We start from the raw sequence: 18190 nt of genomic DNA on the forward strand, positions 1-18190 counted from the left end.
CTACGCCTCGATGAGGTTGCGGAGCAGCGGCCCCGGGTCGGGCGCGCCGCAGGCCGTGCGGACGGCGCTGTCGTGGGCGGCGGCGAGGGCGTCCAGGCGGGCGAGCCGGGTGTGGCCGCGGCGCGAGAGGTGGGCGGTGATCCGGCGGCGGTCGTGCTCGTCCTGGCGGCGGTAGACCCAGCCGGCCTCGGTGAGCGCGTCGACCAGGCGGCTCAGGCTGGCCTGCGGGATGAGCAGGGCCTGAGCGAGTTCGCCCATCGAGCGGCCGGCGTCGTCGGTGAGGGCGCGCATGACCCGCCACTGGTCGAGGGTGCAGCCCTCCGCCTCCAGCCGGGCGGCGAGGTCGCGGGCCAGGCGGCGCTGGGCGAGGGTGAGGAGCTCGATCAGGAGCGGCTGGTCGAGCGGGACCGCCACGGCATCGGGGGCGGGCCGATCGAGGGCGGCGGCGTCGCGGGCAGTGGCGTCGGGGGCAGTGGTCGCTGCTGTCATGTCGTTCTCCGTCGTCCCCGTCGTCCCCGTCGCTTGGCCGGAACCGGCTGCCATGACGATACTCGCAACCCATGAGCGCCGAGGTGAAGCTGCTGGAGCCGCTCGACGCGCTGCACCTCCCCCGGGAGGCGGCGGCGCTGCGGGTGGGCCTGGTCGTGCCGCAGTCCGGCCCGCTGGGGCTGACCGGACCGTCGGCGCTGGACGGGGCGCTGCTGGCCGCGCACGAGGTGAACGCGGGCGGCGGCGTGCGCGGGCGGCCGCTGGAACTGGTGCTGGTGGACGGCGGCGGCGCGCCCGGGGCGGTGGCCCGGGAGGTGGCGCTGCTGCTGGACGCCGGGGCGGTGGACGCGGTGGCGGGCTGCCACTCCAGTGACGTGCACCGGGCCGTGGAGGCGGTGACCACCGGGCGGGCCGCGTACGTGTTCACCCCGCCGCACGAGGGCGGCGGCCGGCTGCCGGGGGTGGTCTGCACCGGCGTGGACCCGGTGCGGCAGCTGGACGGGGTGGTGGAGCGGCTGACCGCGCGCCACCGGTTGCGCCGGTGGGCGCTGGTCGGCAACGACTACATCTGGCCGCGCGCGGTGCACCGGGCGGCCGGGGCGGCGGTCGCCCGGGCCGGGGCGCGGGTGGTGCTGGAGCGGCACCTGCCGTTCGGGACGGCGGAGCGCGCGCTGGAGCCGCTGCTGGACGCGCTGCGGGCGGAGCGGGCGGACGCGCTGCTGCTGAGCCTGATCGGCGCCGACCTGGTGCGGTTCAACCGGGCGCTGCGCCGCAGTGGCCTGGACCGCCGACTGGTGCGGCTGTCCGGCGCGCTGGAGGAGAACAGCCTGCTCGCGTACGGCGGGGACGCGACCGGCACGCTGTACGCGGCGATGCCCTCGTTCACCAGCCTGGCGGAGGAGCGGCGGGTGCGGCTGGCGGAGCGGCACCGGGCGGTGTTCGGGCCGTACGCGCCGGTGCTGGACGCGTACGCGGTCGGCCTGTACGACGGGCTGCACCTGGTGGCGGCGCTGGCGGCGGGCGGGGAACTGATGGCGGGCGACGGGCTGGCGCTCGCGGCGGCGCGGCTGCTGCACGGGGAGGGCGCGGCGGTGCGGCGGGCGTGGGCGCGGGCGCCGCTGGGGCCGGCCCGGGAGGGGGTGCACCTGGCGCGGGCGGAGGGGCTGGGGTTCACCGTCCTGCCGTGACGTCGCCTTGCGACCCCTGGCCCGACCGGGCGAAAACCCTTCCATTTGGAAATAACTGGCCCTACTGTCTCCCCCACCACCCCTGGGTCGTCACGGAAGAGAGCCCCCCATGTCCGAAGCACCCGCGTCCCGGAGCATCGAGAGCTACGGCTACAGACAGGAGCTGCGCCGCTCCCTCCGCTTCACCGACCTGCTGGTCTACGGCCTGGTCTTCATGGTGCCGATCGCGCCGTTCGGCATCTTCGGCAGCGTGTTCCAGGGCTCCGGCGGCATGGTCGCCCTGGCCTACGTCCTCGGGATGGTGGCGATGATGTTCACCGCCCTCTCCTACGCGCAGATGTCGCGGGCCTTCCCGATGGCCGGCTCGGTGTACACCTACGCCGGGCGCGGGATCGCCGCGCCGGTCGGGTTCCTGGCCGGCTGGATGATCCTGCTGGACTACGTGCTGGTGCCCGGACTGCTGTACCTGATCGCCGGGGTGGCGATGAACTCGCTGGTGCCCGCGGTGCCGGTGTGGCTCTGGCTGGTCGGCTTCGTGCTGCTCAACACCGCCGTCAACTACCTGGGCGTCGAGATGACCTCGAAGGTCAACAAGGCCATGCTGGTGGGCGAGTTGGTGGTGCTGCTGGTCTTCATCGGCTTCGGGCTGGCGGCGCTGGCGGCCGGCAAGGGGCGGGGCTTCGACTTCACGCCGGTCTACAACGGGCAGACCTTCTCCTGGAGCCTGGTGTTCGGCGCGGTGTCGGTGGCGGTGCTGAGCTTCCTCGGCTTCGACGGCATCTCCACCCTCTCCGAGGAGAACCGCGACTCGACGAAGGCGATCGGCCGCTCGATGATCGCCGCGCTGCTGCTGGCCGGTTCGCTGTTCATCGCGCAGACCTGGATCGCCTCCCTGCTCGTCCCGGACCCGGCCGCGCTGATCGCCCAGGGGGACCCGGACGGCACCGCGTTCTACGACGCCGCGCGGGTCGCCGCCGGCGGCTGGCTCGCCACCGTCACCGCCGCCGCGACCGCCGTGGCCTGGGGGTTCGCCAACTCGCTGGTCGCCCAGGCGGCCACCTCGCGGCTGCTGTACGCGATGGCGCGGGACCGGCAGCTGCCCGCGTTCCTCGCCAAGGTCCACCCGCGGCACCGCGTCCCGGTGAACGCCACCCTGCTGACGGCCGGCGTGTCGCTGGTCCTCGGCCTCTACACCGCCTCGCGCGAGGACGGCATCACGCTGCTCTCCACCCTGGTGAACTTCGGCGCGCTGACCACCTTCCTCGTCCTGCACGTGTCCGTGGTGGTGCACCATCTGATCCGCCGCCGCAGCCGCGACTGGTGGCGGCACCTGGTCGCACCCGTCCTCGGCTTCGCGATCCTCGGGTACGTGGTGGTGAACGCGGACATCGCCGCCCAGCGGCTCGGCTTCGTCTGGCTGGCGGTCGGCGGACTGGTCCTGGCCGGCCTGACCCTGGCCGGCCGCCGCCCCCACCTCGCCGTCACCGACGCCGAACCCGCCCCCGTCGCCGACTCCGCCACCGCCACCGACTCCCCCACCAGCAAGGAGCACCAGTGAGCCTCCCCGAACTCGTCACCCTCTCCCCCGCCCCCGACGAGTACGCCTACACCTTCGGCGGCCGCGAACCGCTGGTGACCGTCAAGCCGGGCACCATCGTCGAACTGACCACCGAGGACTGCTTCGGCGGGCGGGTGCGCGGCATCGCCGACCTGCCGAGCGAGGTCTGCGTCTTCCCCTACCTCAACCCGGTCACCGGCCCGATCGCGGTGGCCGGCGCCGAACCGGGCGACACCCTGGCGGTGCACTTCGTCGAGATCACCCCGGCCCGCGACTGGGGCATCTCCAGCACCTTCCCGCACTTCGGGGCGCTCACCGCGACCCACACCACGGCGATGCTGCACGCCCCGCTGGAGGAGCGGGTCTGGGTGTACGAACTCGACGCGGCCGCCGGACTCTGCCGGTTCCGGGCCCGCACCAGCGACTTCACCGCCGACCTGCCGCTGGACCCGATGCACGGCACGGTCGGCGTCGCCCCGGCCGGCGGCGAGACCCTGATGTCCATCACCCCCGGCGCGCACGGCGGCAACCTCGACACCCCCGAGATGCGCGCCGGCACCACCGCCTACTTCCGCGTCAACGTCCCCGGCGGCCTGCTCGCCATCGGCGACGGCCACGCCCGCCAGGGCGAGGGCGAGGTGTGCGGGACGGCCGTCGAGACGGCGATGCGCACCACCGTGGTGATCGACCTGATCAAGGGCGGCGGCCCCGCCTGGCCCCGCCTGGAGGACGACCACCACCTGATCTCCACCGGCTCGGCCCGCCCCCTGGAGGACGCCTTCCGGATCAGCCAGCACGACCTGGTCACCTGGACCGGCGAACTGACCGGCCTCGACACCCTGGACGCCTACCAACTCGTCAGCCAGGCCGGCCTGGCCCCGGCCGCCAACGTGTGCGACACCAACTACACGATGGTCGCCAAACTCCCCAAGTCCGCCCTCGGCCGCACCCCCGCCTACGACGGCCTCCACACCCGCCTCAGGCAGACCGCCGCCACCTACCTCCACCACCGCTGACCCCGGGGGTTCCAACCGGCCAGCCGGTCAGGTGGGGTCGGTGGCCAGGGCGGTGAGGGTGCCGGAGAGGGCGGTCCAGGAGTCGTGGGCGTCGGCGGTGGCGGTGTGCGGGGAGCGGAACCAGTGGAGGTAGGCGTCGACGTCCTCCAGGGCCCAGCGGAGGCGGTAGAGGGCGAGGGCGGCCGGGCGGGGGGTGTGGCCGGTGGCGTCGGCGTAGCGGGCCAGGTCCGCTTCGTCGGCGCCGGTGAGCCACAGGTCGCGTTCGGGGGCGGCCAGGCCGACGGTGTCCCAGTCGACGAGCAGGACGCGGCCGGGCGGGCGCAGCAGGTTGCCGGGGTGCGGTTCGCCGTGGGTGACGACCAGCGGGCCGGCGGCCGGGCCGTCGTCGAGGGCGGCGGCCAGGCGGTCGAAGCGGTGCAGGGCCCGGCGCAGGGCGGTGCCGTGCTCGGCGGTCAGGGCGCGGGCCCGTTCGGCGTACGGGCCCGCCGTCCACGGCCGGCCGGTGTCCGCGAGGGCGGCGTCCAGGCGGGGCCGGGCGGAGAGGTCCGGTCGGCGGCGCGGGGCGGTGGACGGGGCGGGCGCCCGGTGCAGCCGGGCCAGGGCGTCGACCAGGCGGGCCCGGTCGGCCGGGGCGAGCGGCTCGCCGAAGTGGCCGGTGGCGCCGTCGGTGTGCGGGAAGACGCTGAGCGCGTACCGGTCGGTGAGGCGGAGCACCGTCTCGCCGCCGGGGGTGGGCTCGGGGGCGACGACGAGGTCGAGGCCGAGGTCGCGCAGGGCGCGGGCGGTGGCCATCGCGGCGCGCAGGCCGGTGTGGGCGGACTCCGGTTCGGGGCCGCAGTGGCTCTTGTGCGCGAGGTCGGCGACGGTGGCGAACCAGCGGCGGCCGTCGGCGCCGGTCACCGTCCAGTGGTGGTCGCCGTAGCCGACCGGCGCGTACACCTCGCCGTCGCCGTCGGTGTCGATGCCGAAGGTGTGGAGGCCGGTGCGCAGCAGTAAGGCGTCGAGGTCGTCCGGTGGCGTCTTCACGACGGCGAGGGTAGTGCGGGGTGGGGCCCGGCGCGCGTGGATTACCGGACGGGCGCCCCGGGACGACCGTCCGGGCGGTCGGTTCGGTCCCGGTTACCGGCGCGGGCGGGCGGGTCACTAGGGTTCGCCTCGTGCGTGTATTGCTGGTGGAGGACGACGAGCCGGTCGCGGAGTCGCTGCGGCGCGGGCTGATCCGGTACGGCTTCGCGGTGGAGTGGGTGACCACCGGGACGGCCGCGCTGGCCGTCGCCGACCCCTACGACCTGGTGTTGCTGGACCTCGGGCTGCCGGACACCGACGGCCTGGACGTCTGCCGCGCCCTGCGGCGGCGCGGCGACGTGCCGATCATCGTGATCAGCGCACGCAGCGACGAGACCGACCGGGTGGTCGGGCTGGAGATCGGCGCCGACGACTACGTGTCCAAGCCGTTCGGGGTCCGCGAGGTGATCGCCCGGATCCGGGCGGTGATGCGGCGGGTGCAGCCGAAGGCGCAGGAGCAGAGCGGCCCGGACCGGTACGGCCCGCGGCTCACCATCGACCGGAAGGCCGCCCGGGTGCGGCTGGACGGCGCCGAGGTGGCGCTCACCCCGAAGGAGTACGACCTGCTGGCGTTCCTCACCGAGGAGCCGGACGCGCTGATGTCGCGCGAGCAGATCATGGAGGCGGTCTGGGACGCCAACTGGTTCGGGCCGACCAAGACACTGGACGTGCACGTGGCGGCGCTGCGGCGCAAGCTCGCGGGCGCGGTGGCGATCGAGGCGGTGCGCGGGGTGGGGTTCCGGCTGGTCGTGGGTGAAGCGGACCGGACGGGTGACCCGGCCCCCGGGCCGACGCCGTGATCCGGCGGCTGATCGTCAGCTACGTCCTGCTGGTCGGCGTCGCGCTGGCGGCGTTCACCGTCCCGGTGGCGTTCACGCTCACCGCGCAGCTGCGCGGCGACACCGAGGAGTCGGTGCGCCGCGAGGCGACCACGATGGCGCTGCTGCTCGGCGACGGCGACGCGCCCGCCCGGGCGGCGCTGGCCCGGGTCGCCGGGGCGTACGCGGACGAGACGCCCGGCACCGTGGAGGTGGTCGCCGCCGACGGCACCGCCGTCCCGCCGCTGCCGCTGCCCGCGCACCCGGACGACCGGGCGTTCGCCGAGGCGCTGCGCTCCGGGAAGGCCACCGCGGACTGGGGTTCCCGGCTGGTCTGGGGCCGGGAGCTGGTGGTGACCGTGCCGGCCCGGGCCCGGGCGGACGAGTCGAAGATCGTCGGCGCGGTCCGGATCCGCTACGCCACCGCCGACCTGAGCGACCGGCTCTGGCGGATCTGGGGCTTCCGGGCGGTCCTCGCCATCGGCGTGCTGGCGGTCGCCGCCGGGCTTGGCGCGATCGTCGCCCGGCTGCTGACCAAGCCGCTGCGCCAGCTCAACGACATGGCCAGCAAGTTCGGCGACGGGGACCTCACCGCCCGCTCCCCCGTCACCGGCCCGCAGGAGACCCGCACCCTGGCCCGCACGCTGAACCAGGGCGCCGAGCGGCTCGACACCCTGGTCGCCTCGCAGCGGATCTTCGTCGCGGACGCCTCACACCAGCTGCGCACCCCGCTGACCGCGCTGCGCCTGTCCCTCGACAACATCGCCGACGGCGTCGACGACGAGTTCGTCCGCGAGGACGTGGAACAGGCCACCGCCGAGGTGGTCCGGATGAGCCGGCTGGTCAGCGGGCTGCTGGTGCTGGCCCGGGCGGAGGCCAAGGTGTCGGCGCCCGAACCGCTCGCGCTGCGCGAGCTGGTCGAGGAACGGCTGGCCGTCTGGCGGCCGGCCGGCGAGGAACGCCGGGTGGCGATCCGGCTCGACTGGGACGCCGACGAGCGGCTGCACGTGCTGGCCGGGCCCGGCAACCTGGACCAGGTGCTGGACAACGTGCTCTCCAACGCCCTGGAGGTGTCCCCGGACGACGGCACGATCACCGTGCGGGTCGCCGCGCCCGGCTGGCCGGGCGGCGGGTCCGGCGGATCGGCCGGCGGCGACGGGGGCGAGGTGGTGCTGGAGGTGCTCGACCAGGGGCCGGGCATGTCCGCGGCCGAGCAGTCCCGGGCCTTCGACCGGTTCTGGCGCGGCCAGGGGCTCACCGGCCGGACCGGTTCGGGGCTCGGGCTCGCCGTCGTCAAGCAGCTGGTGACGGACGACGGCGGGACGGTCGCGCTGCACGACGCGCCCGGGGGCGGGCTGGCCGTCCGGATCGGCCTGCGCCTCGGGCCGCGGGCGGGCGGGGCGAAGCCCGCCGGCCCGCGCTCGGCCGGCGGCCGCTGAGCCGTTCCGGTACCCGCCGGGCTACTCGGCGGGGAGCACCGAGGAGTGGTGGTTCACGATCAGCCACTTGCCGTTGCGCTTCTCGTACTCGTACGTGTAGCGGGCGTCGAGCGGCTTGGTCACGCCGGTCTTCGGGTCGGTGAGGTGGAAGCGGTAGAGGCCCGCGTCGATCGCCGAGTTGCCGTCCAGGATGGTGATCACCGAGCGGACCTTCTCGCCGCGCGGCTTCTTCAGCAGGAAGTGCTCGAAGTAGTCCTCGATCTCGGCGTGGTTGGTGCGGATCTTCGGCGAGGCGGTCGGCAGCAGCACCGCGTCCTCGGCGTAACGCTCGGTGACCTTCTCCGGGTCGCCGGTCTGCAGCGCCGCGTTCCACTGGTCGAAGAGGCCGGCGATCTCACGCTCGGTGACCTTGCCCTTGCGGCTCTGCTGGTCGCCGGCCTGGGCGACGCCGACGCCGGCGGTGAACGTGCCCACGGCGGCGACGGCGGCGGCCGCGCCGATCGCGACGCGGGTGCGGATCTTACGGTTCATCGGGGGCTCCTGCTCGGGAGAGTCGACTGTGTCGGTTGTGGGATCACTCTCGCGAGGGACGGGTTAGCGCCCGTACAGCGCACGGCCAAGGCGCGGACAAGGCTCGCCCAAAACGACCCCGGGCGGGGCGCGTCGGCCGAACGGGTGTCCACCGGACCGTCGCCGGTGTCCGCCGGACGGCCGCCGGCGTCCACCGGACCGGGCCCGCGGAAGGGACCGTCCGCAGGACTTGAGGTTGCCGCTGCGGCAGCCCCTACCGTCCTGTTCAGGGCCGGAGGGACCGGCCCGGTGAGGTACGTGAGGGAGACCGGATGACTGCCTGGCCGATCGCGGAGGTCGCCCGGATGTCCGGCGTCACGGCGCGGACCCTGCGGCACTACGACGAGATCGAGCTGCTGCCACCCGCCCGGATCGGCTCCAACGGCCACCGCTACTACGAGGAGAGGGAGTTGCTGCGACTCCAGCAGATCCTCGTACTGCGGGCGCTGGGGCTGGGGCTGTCCGAGATCGGCCGCGTCCTGGCCACCCAGGTCGACGAGCTGGAGGCACTGCGCGGCCACCACCGCCGGCTGCTGGCCGAACGCGACCGGCTCGACGAGCTGGCCGGGACCGTCGCCCGCACGATCACCGATCTGGAGCGATCCAGGAAGGACGGCACACCGATGACCGAGATCAACCGACCGGAGAACCTGTTCGAGGGGGTCCGGGCCGCCGACTACGAGCAGGAGCTGCGCGAGTTCCCCGAGCTGGCCGAGGCCGCCGAGCAGGCGACGGCGGCACTGAGCCCGGAGCAGGTCGAGGCGGGGCAGCGCGAGCGCACCGCGCTGATGATCCGGCTCGCCGAGCTCATGGTCGCCGGGCTGCCCGCCGACGCGGAGCCGGTGCGGGCCGAGATCGAGGCGCAGTACCGGGCGCTGACCGCGATCCAGCCGGTCCCGCTCGCCGAGTTCCGGGCGATGGGCCGCGCCTGCGTGGCGAACGCGCCGTGGCGGGCGGCGTACGAGTCGATCGCGCCGGGCCTGGCCGCGTACCAGCGGGACGCGATCGAGGCGTACGCGGCGGGCGGCCCGACGGCCTGAGCCACTAGCCCGCAGACCCCGCACCACCGCACGCCCGCGCCCCCGGCCCGCCCGAGCACTTGCCCGCGCGCCGCCGGGGGCGCACCATCTCGTCATGGACGCGACAATTCGCGCACCGCCATCCGGCCGGGCCATACCGCCGTCCGCACCACCCGAACGGTTGATCTAGGCTGGTGACGTGCCCATTCTCGTTCGCCGTCGCCACGTGGACCTGCTCCGCGTGACCAGCATGTCCTGTCGACGCTCCAGCTGAACCTCGCACCTTTCCACCCTCAGCGCGGCCCCTGCCGGCCGCGTCCCCCCTCCCGGCCCGGGGCACACCGCCGCACCAGGCGCGGCCTCGGCATCCCCGGTCACCACCGGAGCCGGCCGGGACGAGACCCAGCGGATGTCACCCATGACGCAGCAGCACCCCACCACCTCCCCCTCCGACGCCCCCGCCGAGGCGCCCGCCGACGGCCTCGCCGACGGCCCCCTGGACGCCCTCCCGGTGATCGACCTCTCGCTCGCCGACGGCAGCCCGGCGGACCGCACCCGGCTGCACGACGAGCTCCGCGCCGCGGCCACCGGCGTCGGCTTCTTCCAGCTCGTCGGCCACGGCGTCACCCCGGCCGAGACCACCGCCCTCACCGAGGCCATGCGGGCCTTCTTCGCCCTCCCCGAGGCCGACCGCCACGCCGTCGCCAACCTCAACTCCCCGCACTACCGCGGCTACACCCGCACCGGCGACGAGCGCACCGGCGGCAGCCAGGACTGGCGCGACCAGCTCGACATCGGCGCCGAGCTGCCCCCGCACGTCCCGGCGCCCGGCGAGCCCCCGTACTGGTGGCTGGAGGGCCCCAACCAGTGGCCCGCGGCGCTCCCGGAGCTGCGCACCGCCGCCCTCGGCTGGATCGACCGGCTCGGCGCCGTCGCCCGCCGGCTGCTGCACGAACTCCTCACCGCGATCGGCGCCCGCCCCGACTTCTACGACCCCGCCTTCGCCGGCCACCCGCACCTGCGGCTGAAGCTGGTCCGCTACCCCGGCACCGCGCCCGACGGCGCCGGCCAGGGCGTCGGCGCCCACAAGGACTACGGCTTCATCACCCTGCTCCTCCAGGACACCGTCGGCGGCCTCCAGGTGGAGCGCCCGGACGGCAGCTTCCTGGAGGTCCCGCCGATGGAGGGCGCCTTCGTCGTCAACCTCGGCGAACTCCTGGAGGTCGCCACCGACGGCTACCTCAAGGCCACCAGCCACCGCGTGGTCAGCCCGCCCGGCGCCCGCGAGCGCTTCTCCGTCCCGTTCTTCTACAACCCGCGCCTCGACGCCCACATCGAGCCGCTGGACTTCCCGCTCGCCCACCACGCCCCCGGCGCCACCCAGGACCCGGCCAACCCCCTCTACGCCGACTTCGGCTTCAACGAGTGGAAGGGCTACACCCGCGCCCACCCCGAGGTCACCCGCCGCCACCACCCCGACCTCGCCGCCTGATCCCCGGCACCGGCCCCGAGGCGGCCCACGGACAACCGCATGGTGCGCGGCGCGTGCCGCGTACCATGCGCCCCTGCGCACCTCCATGAGGTCGGGTACCGACCATGCCTGCCAGGCAACCGACCCGCCCCCGGTTCCCCGACGGTAGGGTGCACCGCATCAACACGTACCGTCACCGGCCTGCCCCGGAGACGGCATGCACGAGGGGGGACCTTGTCCAGTCCGCACGCGCCCGCACCACTCACCGTCTCGGTGCTCGACCACGATCCGCTCCGGGAAGCCCGAGACCTGCGATCGCTCCGTGAAACGCTCCAGGGCGAAGGTGTCGGGACGGATCTGCGCAGGACGGCTTCCGCGTCCGCGGACCCCCACGCCAAGGGGGCCTCCGAGGTCCTGTCCCTGGTGTTCGGGGGCGGCTCACTGGCCGTTGCCGTCCTCCAGACCTGGCTGGCCCGGGTCCCCGCCCGGCGGCTGCGGATCGAGCGCGCCGACGGCGGAGTCCTGGAGATCGACGGCCGGACGCAGCGCGAGGACGCCGAGGTGATCCGCGCGTTCTGCTCCGTCGACGGTCCGCGCCAGGTCGAGGGCGAATAGCCGTGCAGGACAACGACCGGCACGCCCTCCTCATCGGGGTCAGCGGCTACGACTCGCCCCAGTACCAGGACCTCGCCGCGGTGCGGGCCGACCTGCACTACATGCAGGCCGTCCTGGAGCGCACCGACATCGGCATGTTCAATCCCTGCACCATCGCCGCCGAGCCGACCGCCGCACAGCTCAAGCGTGTCGTCGAGGACTTCCTCGCCGAGCGGACCGGCGCCGACACCGCTCTGCTCTACTTCAGCGGCCACGGCCAGTACAGCGTCGACGACGGCCAGCTGTACTTCATCACCCGGGACAGCGACCCCGAGGACCTGCCCAACACCGCCGTCGCGGCGGAGTTCCTCCACGAGCAGCTCCAGGAGTGCCGGGCCTCCGCCAAGGTCGTCCTGCTGGACTGCTGCGACAGCGGATCCGTCGTCCAGTCGTGGTCCGCCAAGGGCCCCGGCGGGCCGGAGGCCGCCAAGGAGCAGGGCGTGATGCTCCGTCCGTCCGGTGTCTACGTGATCACCGCGTCGGGGGCACGTCAGACGGCCTCCGCCAAGGCTCCCGAGGGATCCACCCTGGGCACGTCCCGCTTCACCGGCGAGATCGTCGAGGGGCTGCGCACGGGCCGGATGACCGACCGCAACTGGGTCACCGCGGACGACCTCTTCGCCTACGTGTCACAGCAACTGCGGGCCTCGGACGGCCAGGTGCCCACCCGGTCGATGCTCGCCGCCACCCAGACGCTGCGGCTCGCGCGCGGCGTCGCCTCGCCCGTCACCCTCCCACCGCAGGCCGGCCGGCCCGCGGTCGGCACGCCCAGCATCCCCGACAAGGCCCTGCGGCGGGCGGCCGAGGAACAGGCCGGCAGCCCCCGCTGGACCCAGCTCACCGAGTACTACCTCGCCTGCATGTCCAAGGAGGCGGCCGCCGACTGGCTGCCGTCCCGCGGGCAGCAGGAGAAGTACCTGCTGCTGGGCGGCCACCCCGAACTCCTCCAGTCGGGCTCCGACGACTCCGTCGGAGCCCCTGACCAACTGCCCGGCTCCGCCCTCCGCGGCCCTTCCGAAGGCACCGAGCAGAACACGGAGATCTGGTACGGCTACCCGACCGTCACACTGCCCGCCCCCGGCGGACGGAGGAACACGGCGGACGGCACCCGGCTCGCCCCACTCCTCATCCAGCAGCTGGAGCTCTCGGTCGACGAAGGGGGTCGACGCATACTCCGCCCCGCCAGCGTGCCGATCCCGCACCCCGGCCTCCTGGCGGAGTTCCTCGACGCGCACGAGCAGGCGGAACTGGTCGCCGGCTGGCAGCCGGACTGGCAACACGGCCACGCCGCCCAGATGCTCCAGAACATCCGCCAGCTCCTGAAGGTCCTCGGCATCGACGAGATCCAACCGCTCGATCCGCAGCTCCTCCAAGAGAACAGCGTCCGTCGCGAGGTCCGGCTGGGCGCCCACAACACCGCGATGCTGCTCACCTCCACGGGCGCCGACAAGATGACCATCGGACTCGTGGACAACCTGCGCAAGCTCTCCGACCGTGCGCACGAGATAGAGCGGACGGCACTCTCCGCACTGGTCTCCGACCGCCACCGCGACAGCCGCCATCCCACTCCGAAGGCGGTCGCCGACCGCAGTGACGCGCCGATCGTGTCGGCGGGCCCGCTGAACGAGCGGCAGGAGGAGGTCATCCGCTCCGTCCTGCGCGACCGTCTCACCGTCGCCACCGGTCCGGCCGGCACCGGCAAGAGCCAACTCGTCACCGCTCTCGTCCAGACCGCGACCCAACTCGGTTGGAAGACCTGCGTGGTGTCCACCAACAACCAGGCCGTCGACGAGGTCGAGCGCCGCTGCTCCGCCCTGGTCAGCGGCCTGCTGCTGCGCACCGGGAACCAAACGGCTCGGGCGCGTGAGGCGGAGACCGTCTCCGATCTGCTCCAGCACACCTCCGCCCCCGAGTGCTCGCCCGCCACCGCGGCCGGGGAGTTGCGCATCGCCCACGCCGAAGTCGCCGCGGCCCGAGCGCGGCTCGCCGACATCGCCCGGAACGAGACGGCCCTCTCCGCCACGGCAGCCGGCCGCTCCGAGGCGCTGAGCCGGATCGGCGTCGCTCCGTCCACGCTGGCCGGCGTCTGGACCGACGGAGGCGACCGGCTGCGCCGCTGGGCCGATCGGGCCGACAAGGCCACCCGAGCCGGGGCATGGCAGCTCGGTCCGTGGCGCAGACGACGGGCCGGCGCCGCCCTCCTCTCCGGCCTCGGGTCGGACGCGCCGGGCGCGACGGCACTTGCCTCGCGCCTGAGCGATCCCGCCGACGGCGCGACCACCCTGGCCGTACTCGCCAAAGCCGCCACGGCCGAGTGGGAGCTGCGGCGCGGGATCCCGCGCTTCCCCCTGAACGCCACCACAGCGGCCTTGTCCGGGCTCGCCGCCGCCCAGGCCCGGGCCGCCGAGGCCTCGGCACGGCTGATGCGCTCGACCATCGCCACCCGGATCCGGCACGCCCGACCGCAGCTACAGGCCCGGCTCGGTGCACTCCAGCGGGGCACCGATCTTCGGCGGACCCAGCGCGAGCTCATGGACGCGCTGGGCGGCTGGGCCATCACCACCCATTCCGTCCAACAGCTCGACCTGACCGCGGCCCACTTCGACCTGGTCATCGTCGACGAGGCCAGCCAGTGCGCGATCCCGTCCGTCCTGCCGATGCTGTTCCGCGCCGAACGCGCCCTCATCATCGGCGACCCGGCCCAGCTCGGGCAGATCAGCAAGATCCCGCACGGGACCGACCGGTCCGCCCGCGCCGGTGCCGGGCTCACCGCCTCCTGGCTGGAGGAGCGCCGGCTCGGCTACAGCACCTCCTCCGCGTACGACGCGGCCGCCCACGCGCACGGCGGACCGATCCTGCTCGACGAGCACTACCGGTGCCACCCGGACATCGTCGACCTTCCCAACCGGGCCTGCTACGGCGGCCGGCTGCGCGTGCTCACCGATGTCCGCACCCTCCGGCGCGCGGGTTCCGCACCGGCGGCCCCGCTGCGCTGGATCGACGTGCCGAACAGCCAGCCCCTGCCTGGTCCGAACGGATCCTGGAAGAACTCCACCGAGCTGCGAAAGGTGATCGAGATCGTGGCCGAGCTGCAGGCCACGCACTCCGAGGACACCCGGATCGGCATCATCACCCCGTTCAAGGAACAGCGAAAGCAGCTCCAACGGCGCTTCGACGGGTCCCCCGTCAAGGTCGGTACGGTGCACGCCTTCCAAGGAGGCGAGTGCGACGTCATCATCCTGAGCCTGGTCGCCAACGCCGACTCACCGCGGACCACCGTCAACTGGCTGCGCAACGAGGCGCGCCTCTGGAACGTGGCCATCACCCGGGCCAAGGCCCAGCTGATCACCGTCGGCGACCGGGCGTTCTGGTCCCAACAAGGGGGAATGGCCGCCGGGTTGGCCGCGCGCGCGGCAGCGGACCCGCCTGCCACCCCGCTGGGCACCGAGGGCGGCGATCCGCTCGGCGACGGCCTGCACGCGCTGCTGCTCGCCACCGGTCACCGGCAGATCCAGCGCGAGGTTCGCGTCGAGGGCCACGCATGCGATTTCCTCCTCGCCACCGACCGGGGGATCACCGCGCTGCTCATCGACCGCGGACCGGAGCCGGATGAGGACCCGGCGCGACAGCTCCGCCTCCGTCAGGCCGCGGCAGACCTCCTCCCCGGCCTGCGTGCGGCGACGTCCGGACCGTTCGCCGGCCCCATCACCGACGCGCTTCGCATTCCCGCCTGGCGAATCCTCGCGGCCGACCACGCCGGGGATCCGCTCAGGGCTTGATCCGCTCACCCGCCCTGCCGGGGTGCCGCTTCGGGCGGCGCCCCGACAGGGCGGGTGTTCGCCACGGCCACTCGATGACCCCGGTGGGACAGTGGTGTCACACTGGTGGTGTCACAGTGGCGGTGGTGCGAGGGTTGGGAGGCGGGGGTGGAGGTGCGGCTGACGGTGGACGAGTTGGCGGCGCGGGCGGGGGTGACGGTGCGGACGGTGCGGTTCTACGGGACCAAGGGGCTGCTGCCGCCGCCGGTGCTGGGGGCGCGGCGGGTGGGGTGGTACGGGGCGGAGCACCTGGACCGGCTGGGGCTGATCGAGGAGTTGCAGCGGCAGGGGCTGACGCTGGCCGCGATCGAGCGGTACCTGGCGCGGCTGCCGCAGGACTCCACGCCGCTGGACCTGGCGATCCACCGGGCGCTGGTGGCGGCGTGGACGCCGGAGGTGCCGGAGGAGGCGGACCGGGGGCAGGTGGAGCGGCGGGCCGGGCGGCGGCTGTCGGAGGAGCAGGTGGACCGGCTGGTCGCGATGGGGGCGCTGGAGCGGACGGCGGACCCGGAGGTGTTCCGGGTGGATCCGGGGCTGCTGCCGCTGGGGGTGCGGATCCTGGACGTGCCGATCCCGCTGGAGACGCTGGTGGCGGCGCGGGCGGTGGTGGTGGAGCACAGCCGGGCGACCGCGCGGGAGTTGCAGCGGCTGTTCCGGGAGACGGTGTGGAAGCCGTACCGGGAGAGCGAGCCGGCGCCGGACGAGGTGGAGCGGATGAAGGCGCTCACCGATCACATCCAACCGATGGTGGCGCAGGCACTGGTGACGGCGTTTCAGAAGTCCTTGCGGGAGGAGCTGGGGGACGGAAAGGGCGAGGCCGCGGAGGGTGATCCGACGGCCTCGCCCGTCTAGCGAACCGCTGGTGCGTCAGTCGGTGAAGGTGCGCCCCTCGGCGGCGATCCGCTCAAGCAGGGCCGGCGGGGCGAAGCGCTCGCCGTACGCGGCGGCGAGTTCGCGGGCGCGCGCCGCGAAGCCGGCCGGGCCGCCCGGGTAGCCGTTGACGTACTGGAGCACCCCGCCGGTCCAGGCCGGGAACCCGATGCCCAGGATGGAGCCGACGTTGGCGTCCGCGACGGAGGTGAGCACGCCCTCCTCCAGGCAGCGGACCGAGTCCAGGGCCTCGCTGAACAGCATCCGCTCCTTGAGGTCCTCGAACGGGATCTCCCGGCCCTCGGGGCGGGTGAAGTGCTCGCGCAGGCCCGGCCAGAGGCGGCCGCGCCTGCCGTCCTCGTCGTACTCGTAGAAGCCCGCGCCGCCGCTGCGGCCGGGGCGGCCGAACTCGTCGACCATCCGGTCCACCACCGCGTCCGCCGGGTGCGCGGTCCACTCGCCGCCGGTGGCCTCGACGGCGCGCCGGTACTCGTCGCGGATCCTGCGGGGCAGGGTGAGGGTCAGCTCGTCGAGCAGCGAGAGCACCTTGGCGGGGTAGCCGGCCTGGGCGGCGGCCTGCTCCACGCTGGCCGGCTCGACGCCCTCGCCGATCATGGCGACGCCCTCGTTGATGAACTGGCCGATCACCCGGGAGGTGAAGAAGCCGCGCGAGTCGTTGACCACGATCGGGGTCCGGTCGATCTGCCGGACCAGGTCGAAGGCACGGGCCAGCGCCTCGTCACCGGTCTGCGGACCGCGGATGATCTCGACCAGCCGCATCTTGTCGACCGGCGAGAAGAAGTGCAGGCCGATGAAGTCGGCGGTGCGCTGGACGCCCTCGGCGAGCAGGCCGATCGGCAGGGTGGAGGTGTTGGAGCAGAGCAGCGCGTCCGGCGCGACCACGCCCTCGATCTCCTGGAACACCTTGTGCTTGAGCTCGGGGTTCTCGAAGACCGCCTCGATCACCGCGTCGCAGCCGGCCAGGTCGGCGGCCTCGGCGGTGGGGGTGATCCGGGCGAGCAGTTCGTCGCGCTGTGCCTCGGTGCTGCGGCCGCGGGCGACGGCCTTGGCCAGCAGGCCCGCGGAGTAGGCCTTGCCGCGTTCGGCGGCCTCCACGGTGACGTCCTTGAGCAGCACCTCGATGCCGGCCTTGGCGCAGGTGTAGGCGATCCCGGCGCCCATCATGCCGGCGCCGAGCACGGCGACCTTGCGGACGGTCCGCTTCTCGATCGAAGCCGGGCGTCCGGCACCGGAGTTGACCGCCTGGAGGTCGAAGAACAGGGCCTGGATCATGTTCTTGCTGATCTGCCCGCAGGCCAGCTCGGTGAAGTAGCGGGCCTCGACCTCCATCGCCGTGTCGACGTCCACCTGGGCGCTCTCGACGGCGGCGGCCAGCACGTTGCGCGGGGCCGGGTAGGGGGCGCCGGCCAGCTGCTTGCGCAGGTTGGCCGGGAAGGCGGGCAGGTTGGCGGCGAAGGAGGGGTTGCTGGGGGTGCCGCCGGGGATCTTGTACCCCTTGACGTCCCAGGGCTGGACGGCGGTCGGGTTGGCCTCGATCCAGGCCTTCGCCCGGGCGGTCAACTCCTCCGGGGTGTCGACGAGTTCGTGGACCAGGCCGTGTTCGAGGGCCTGCGCCGGGCGGTACTGGCGGCCCTCCAGCAGCACCTTGAGCAGCGCGTCGACGATGCCGAACAGCCGCACCGTGCGGACGATCCCGCCGCCGCCGGGGAGCAGGCCGAGGGTGACCTCGGGCAGGCCGATCCGGCTGGCCCCGGTGTTCAGGGCGATCCGGTGGTGGCAGGCGAGGGCCAGCTCCAGGCCGCCGCCGAGCGCGCTGCCGTTGACCGCGGCGACCACCGGCTTGCCGAGCGTCTCCAGGGTGCGCAGGGCGCGCTTGATCCGCATCGACTTCTCGAAGACGGCGGCGGCGTCCTCCGGGCGGGCGGCGGAGAGCATCCTGAGGTCGCCGCCGGCGAAGAAGGTCTTCTTGGCGGAGGTGACGACGACGCCGCGCAGCTCGCCCGAGGCGCCGAGGGCGGCGAGGCGGGCGACGGCGGCCTCGAAGTCGGCCGTGAAGGCCTCGTTCATGGTGTTGACGGACTGGGTGGGGTCGTCGAGGACGAGGGTGACCACGCCGTCCTGGTCCTGCTCCCAGCGGATGGTGGTGAAGTCGCTCATGGGGTGGGGTTCTCCGGAGAGGGAAGGAGGGTGGACGG

At 73.9% G+C, this 18190-nt stretch carries 14 protein-coding genes; 10 read left to right on the forward strand and 4 right to left on the reverse strand.

What is annotated here, in order from left to right; translation table 11 throughout:
- Positions 1-489: a MarR family transcriptional regulator gene (locus tag AB0N76_RS13625; protein WP_363556509.1), complete on the reverse strand. Its 489-nt coding sequence runs from the start codon at positions 487-489 to the stop codon at positions 1-3.
- Positions 490-560: 71 nt separating this feature from the next.
- On the opposite strand from AB0N76_RS13625, the gene AB0N76_RS13630 reads away from it, so the two are divergent.
- The 3 genes from AB0N76_RS13630 to AB0N76_RS13640 all read left to right on the forward strand — a co-directional run bounded on the left by AB0N76_RS13630 (position 561) and on the right by AB0N76_RS13640 (position 4250).
- Positions 561-1676: an ABC transporter substrate-binding protein gene (locus tag AB0N76_RS13630; RefSeq protein WP_363556511.1), complete on the forward strand. Its 1116-nt coding sequence runs from the start codon at positions 561-563 to the stop codon at positions 1674-1676.
- Between the two features lie 109 nt (positions 1677-1785).
- On the forward strand, positions 1786-3234 hold the full coding sequence (locus AB0N76_RS13635; protein ID WP_363556513.1) for an APC family permease: 1449 nt from the start codon (positions 1786-1788) through the stop codon (positions 3232-3234).
- Positions 3231-4250, forward strand: a complete 1020-nt coding sequence (locus tag AB0N76_RS13640) for an acetamidase/formamidase family protein (RefSeq protein WP_363556515.1) — start codon at positions 3231-3233, stop codon at positions 4248-4250. Before AB0N76_RS13635 ends, AB0N76_RS13640 begins: the two co-directional genes overlap by 4 nt.
- A gap of 27 nt (positions 4251-4277) precedes the next feature.
- On the opposite strand, the gene AB0N76_RS13645 is transcribed toward AB0N76_RS13640, so the two are convergent.
- Positions 4278-5276, reverse strand: coding sequence for an aminoglycoside phosphotransferase family protein (locus tag AB0N76_RS13645; protein ID WP_363556517.1), 999 nt, complete (start codon positions 5274-5276; stop codon positions 4278-4280).
- Positions 5277-5407: 131 nt separating this feature from the next.
- On the opposite strand from AB0N76_RS13645, the gene AB0N76_RS13650 reads away from it, so the two are divergent.
- Both AB0N76_RS13650 and AB0N76_RS13655 read left to right on the forward strand, forming a co-directional pair.
- Positions 5408-6115, forward strand: a complete 708-nt coding sequence (locus AB0N76_RS13650; protein ID WP_363556519.1) for a response regulator transcription factor — start codon at positions 5408-5410, stop codon at positions 6113-6115.
- Entirely contained in the window at positions 6112-7572 is a 1461-nt protein-coding gene (locus tag AB0N76_RS13655; protein ID WP_363556521.1) for a HAMP domain-containing sensor histidine kinase, read from the forward strand. Before AB0N76_RS13650 ends, AB0N76_RS13655 begins: the two co-directional genes overlap by 4 nt.
- 21 nt (positions 7573-7593) lie before the next feature.
- On the opposite strand, the gene AB0N76_RS13660 is transcribed toward AB0N76_RS13655, so the two are convergent.
- Positions 7594-8103: an SgcJ/EcaC family oxidoreductase gene (locus tag AB0N76_RS13660; RefSeq protein WP_363556523.1), complete on the reverse strand. Its 510-nt coding sequence runs from the start codon at positions 8101-8103 to the stop codon at positions 7594-7596.
- Between the two features lie 311 nt (positions 8104-8414).
- Here AB0N76_RS13660 and AB0N76_RS13665 point away from each other — a divergent pair, with 311 nt between their 5' ends.
- The 5 genes from AB0N76_RS13665 to AB0N76_RS13685 all read left to right on the forward strand — a co-directional run bounded on the left by AB0N76_RS13665 (position 8415) and on the right by AB0N76_RS13685 (position 15956).
- Positions 8415-9182, forward strand: coding sequence for a MerR family transcriptional regulator (locus AB0N76_RS13665; protein ID WP_363556524.1), 768 nt, complete (start codon positions 8415-8417; stop codon positions 9180-9182).
- A gap of 397 nt (positions 9183-9579) precedes the next feature.
- Positions 9580-10653, forward strand: coding sequence for a 2-oxoglutarate and iron-dependent oxygenase domain-containing protein (locus tag AB0N76_RS13670; protein WP_363556526.1), 1074 nt, complete (start codon positions 9580-9582; stop codon positions 10651-10653).
- A gap of 213 nt (positions 10654-10866) precedes the next feature.
- A complete protein-coding gene (locus AB0N76_RS13675) occupies positions 10867-11247 on the forward strand; it encodes a hypothetical protein (RefSeq protein WP_363556528.1) in 381 nt (126 codons plus the stop codon).
- Positions 11248-11249: 2 nt separating this feature from the next.
- Complete coding sequence (locus AB0N76_RS13680) at positions 11250-15065, forward strand: AAA domain-containing protein (protein ID WP_363556530.1); 3816 nt, start codon at positions 11250-11252, stop codon at positions 15063-15065.
- 147 nt (positions 15066-15212) lie between these two features.
- Positions 15213-15956, forward strand: a complete 744-nt coding sequence (locus AB0N76_RS13685; RefSeq protein WP_363556532.1) for a MerR family transcriptional regulator — start codon at positions 15213-15215, stop codon at positions 15954-15956.
- A gap of 15 nt (positions 15957-15971) precedes the next feature.
- On the opposite strand, the gene AB0N76_RS13690 is transcribed toward AB0N76_RS13685, so the two are convergent.
- Complete coding sequence (locus tag AB0N76_RS13690; protein WP_363556534.1) at positions 15972-18152, reverse strand: 3-hydroxyacyl-CoA dehydrogenase NAD-binding domain-containing protein; 2181 nt, start codon at positions 18150-18152, stop codon at positions 15972-15974.
- Positions 18153-18190 lie beyond the last annotated feature (38 nt).

The organism is Kitasatospora sp. NPDC093806 (assembly GCF_040683335.1).
Taxonomy (GTDB): domain Bacteria; phylum Actinomycetota; class Actinomycetes; order Streptomycetales; family Streptomycetaceae; genus Kitasatospora.

Excerpts from the sequence above, each read along its gene's own strand:
- AB0N76_RS13625 (WP_363556509.1), bottom strand. The coding sequence starts at position 489 with ATGACAGCAGCGACCACTGCCCCCGACGCCACTGCCCGCGACGCCGCC.
- AB0N76_RS13630 (WP_363556511.1), top strand. The coding sequence starts at position 561 with ATGAGCGCCGAGGTGAAGCTGCTGGAGCCGCTCGACGCGCTGCACCTC.
- AB0N76_RS13635 (WP_363556513.1), top strand. The coding sequence starts at position 1,786 with ATGTCCGAAGCACCCGCGTCCCGGAGCATCGAGAGCTACGGCTACAGA.
- AB0N76_RS13660 (WP_363556523.1), bottom strand. The coding sequence starts at position 8,103 with ATGAACCGTAAGATCCGCACCCGCGTCGCGATCGGCGCGGCCGCCGCC.
- AB0N76_RS13665 (WP_363556524.1), top strand. The coding sequence starts at position 8,415 with ATGACTGCCTGGCCGATCGCGGAGGTCGCCCGGATGTCCGGCGTCACG.
- AB0N76_RS13670 (WP_363556526.1), top strand. The coding sequence starts at position 9,580 with ATGACGCAGCAGCACCCCACCACCTCCCCCTCCGACGCCCCCGCCGAG.
- AB0N76_RS13690 (WP_363556534.1), bottom strand. The coding sequence starts at position 18,152 with ATGAGCGACTTCACCACCATCCGCTGGGAGCAGGACCAGGACGGCGTG.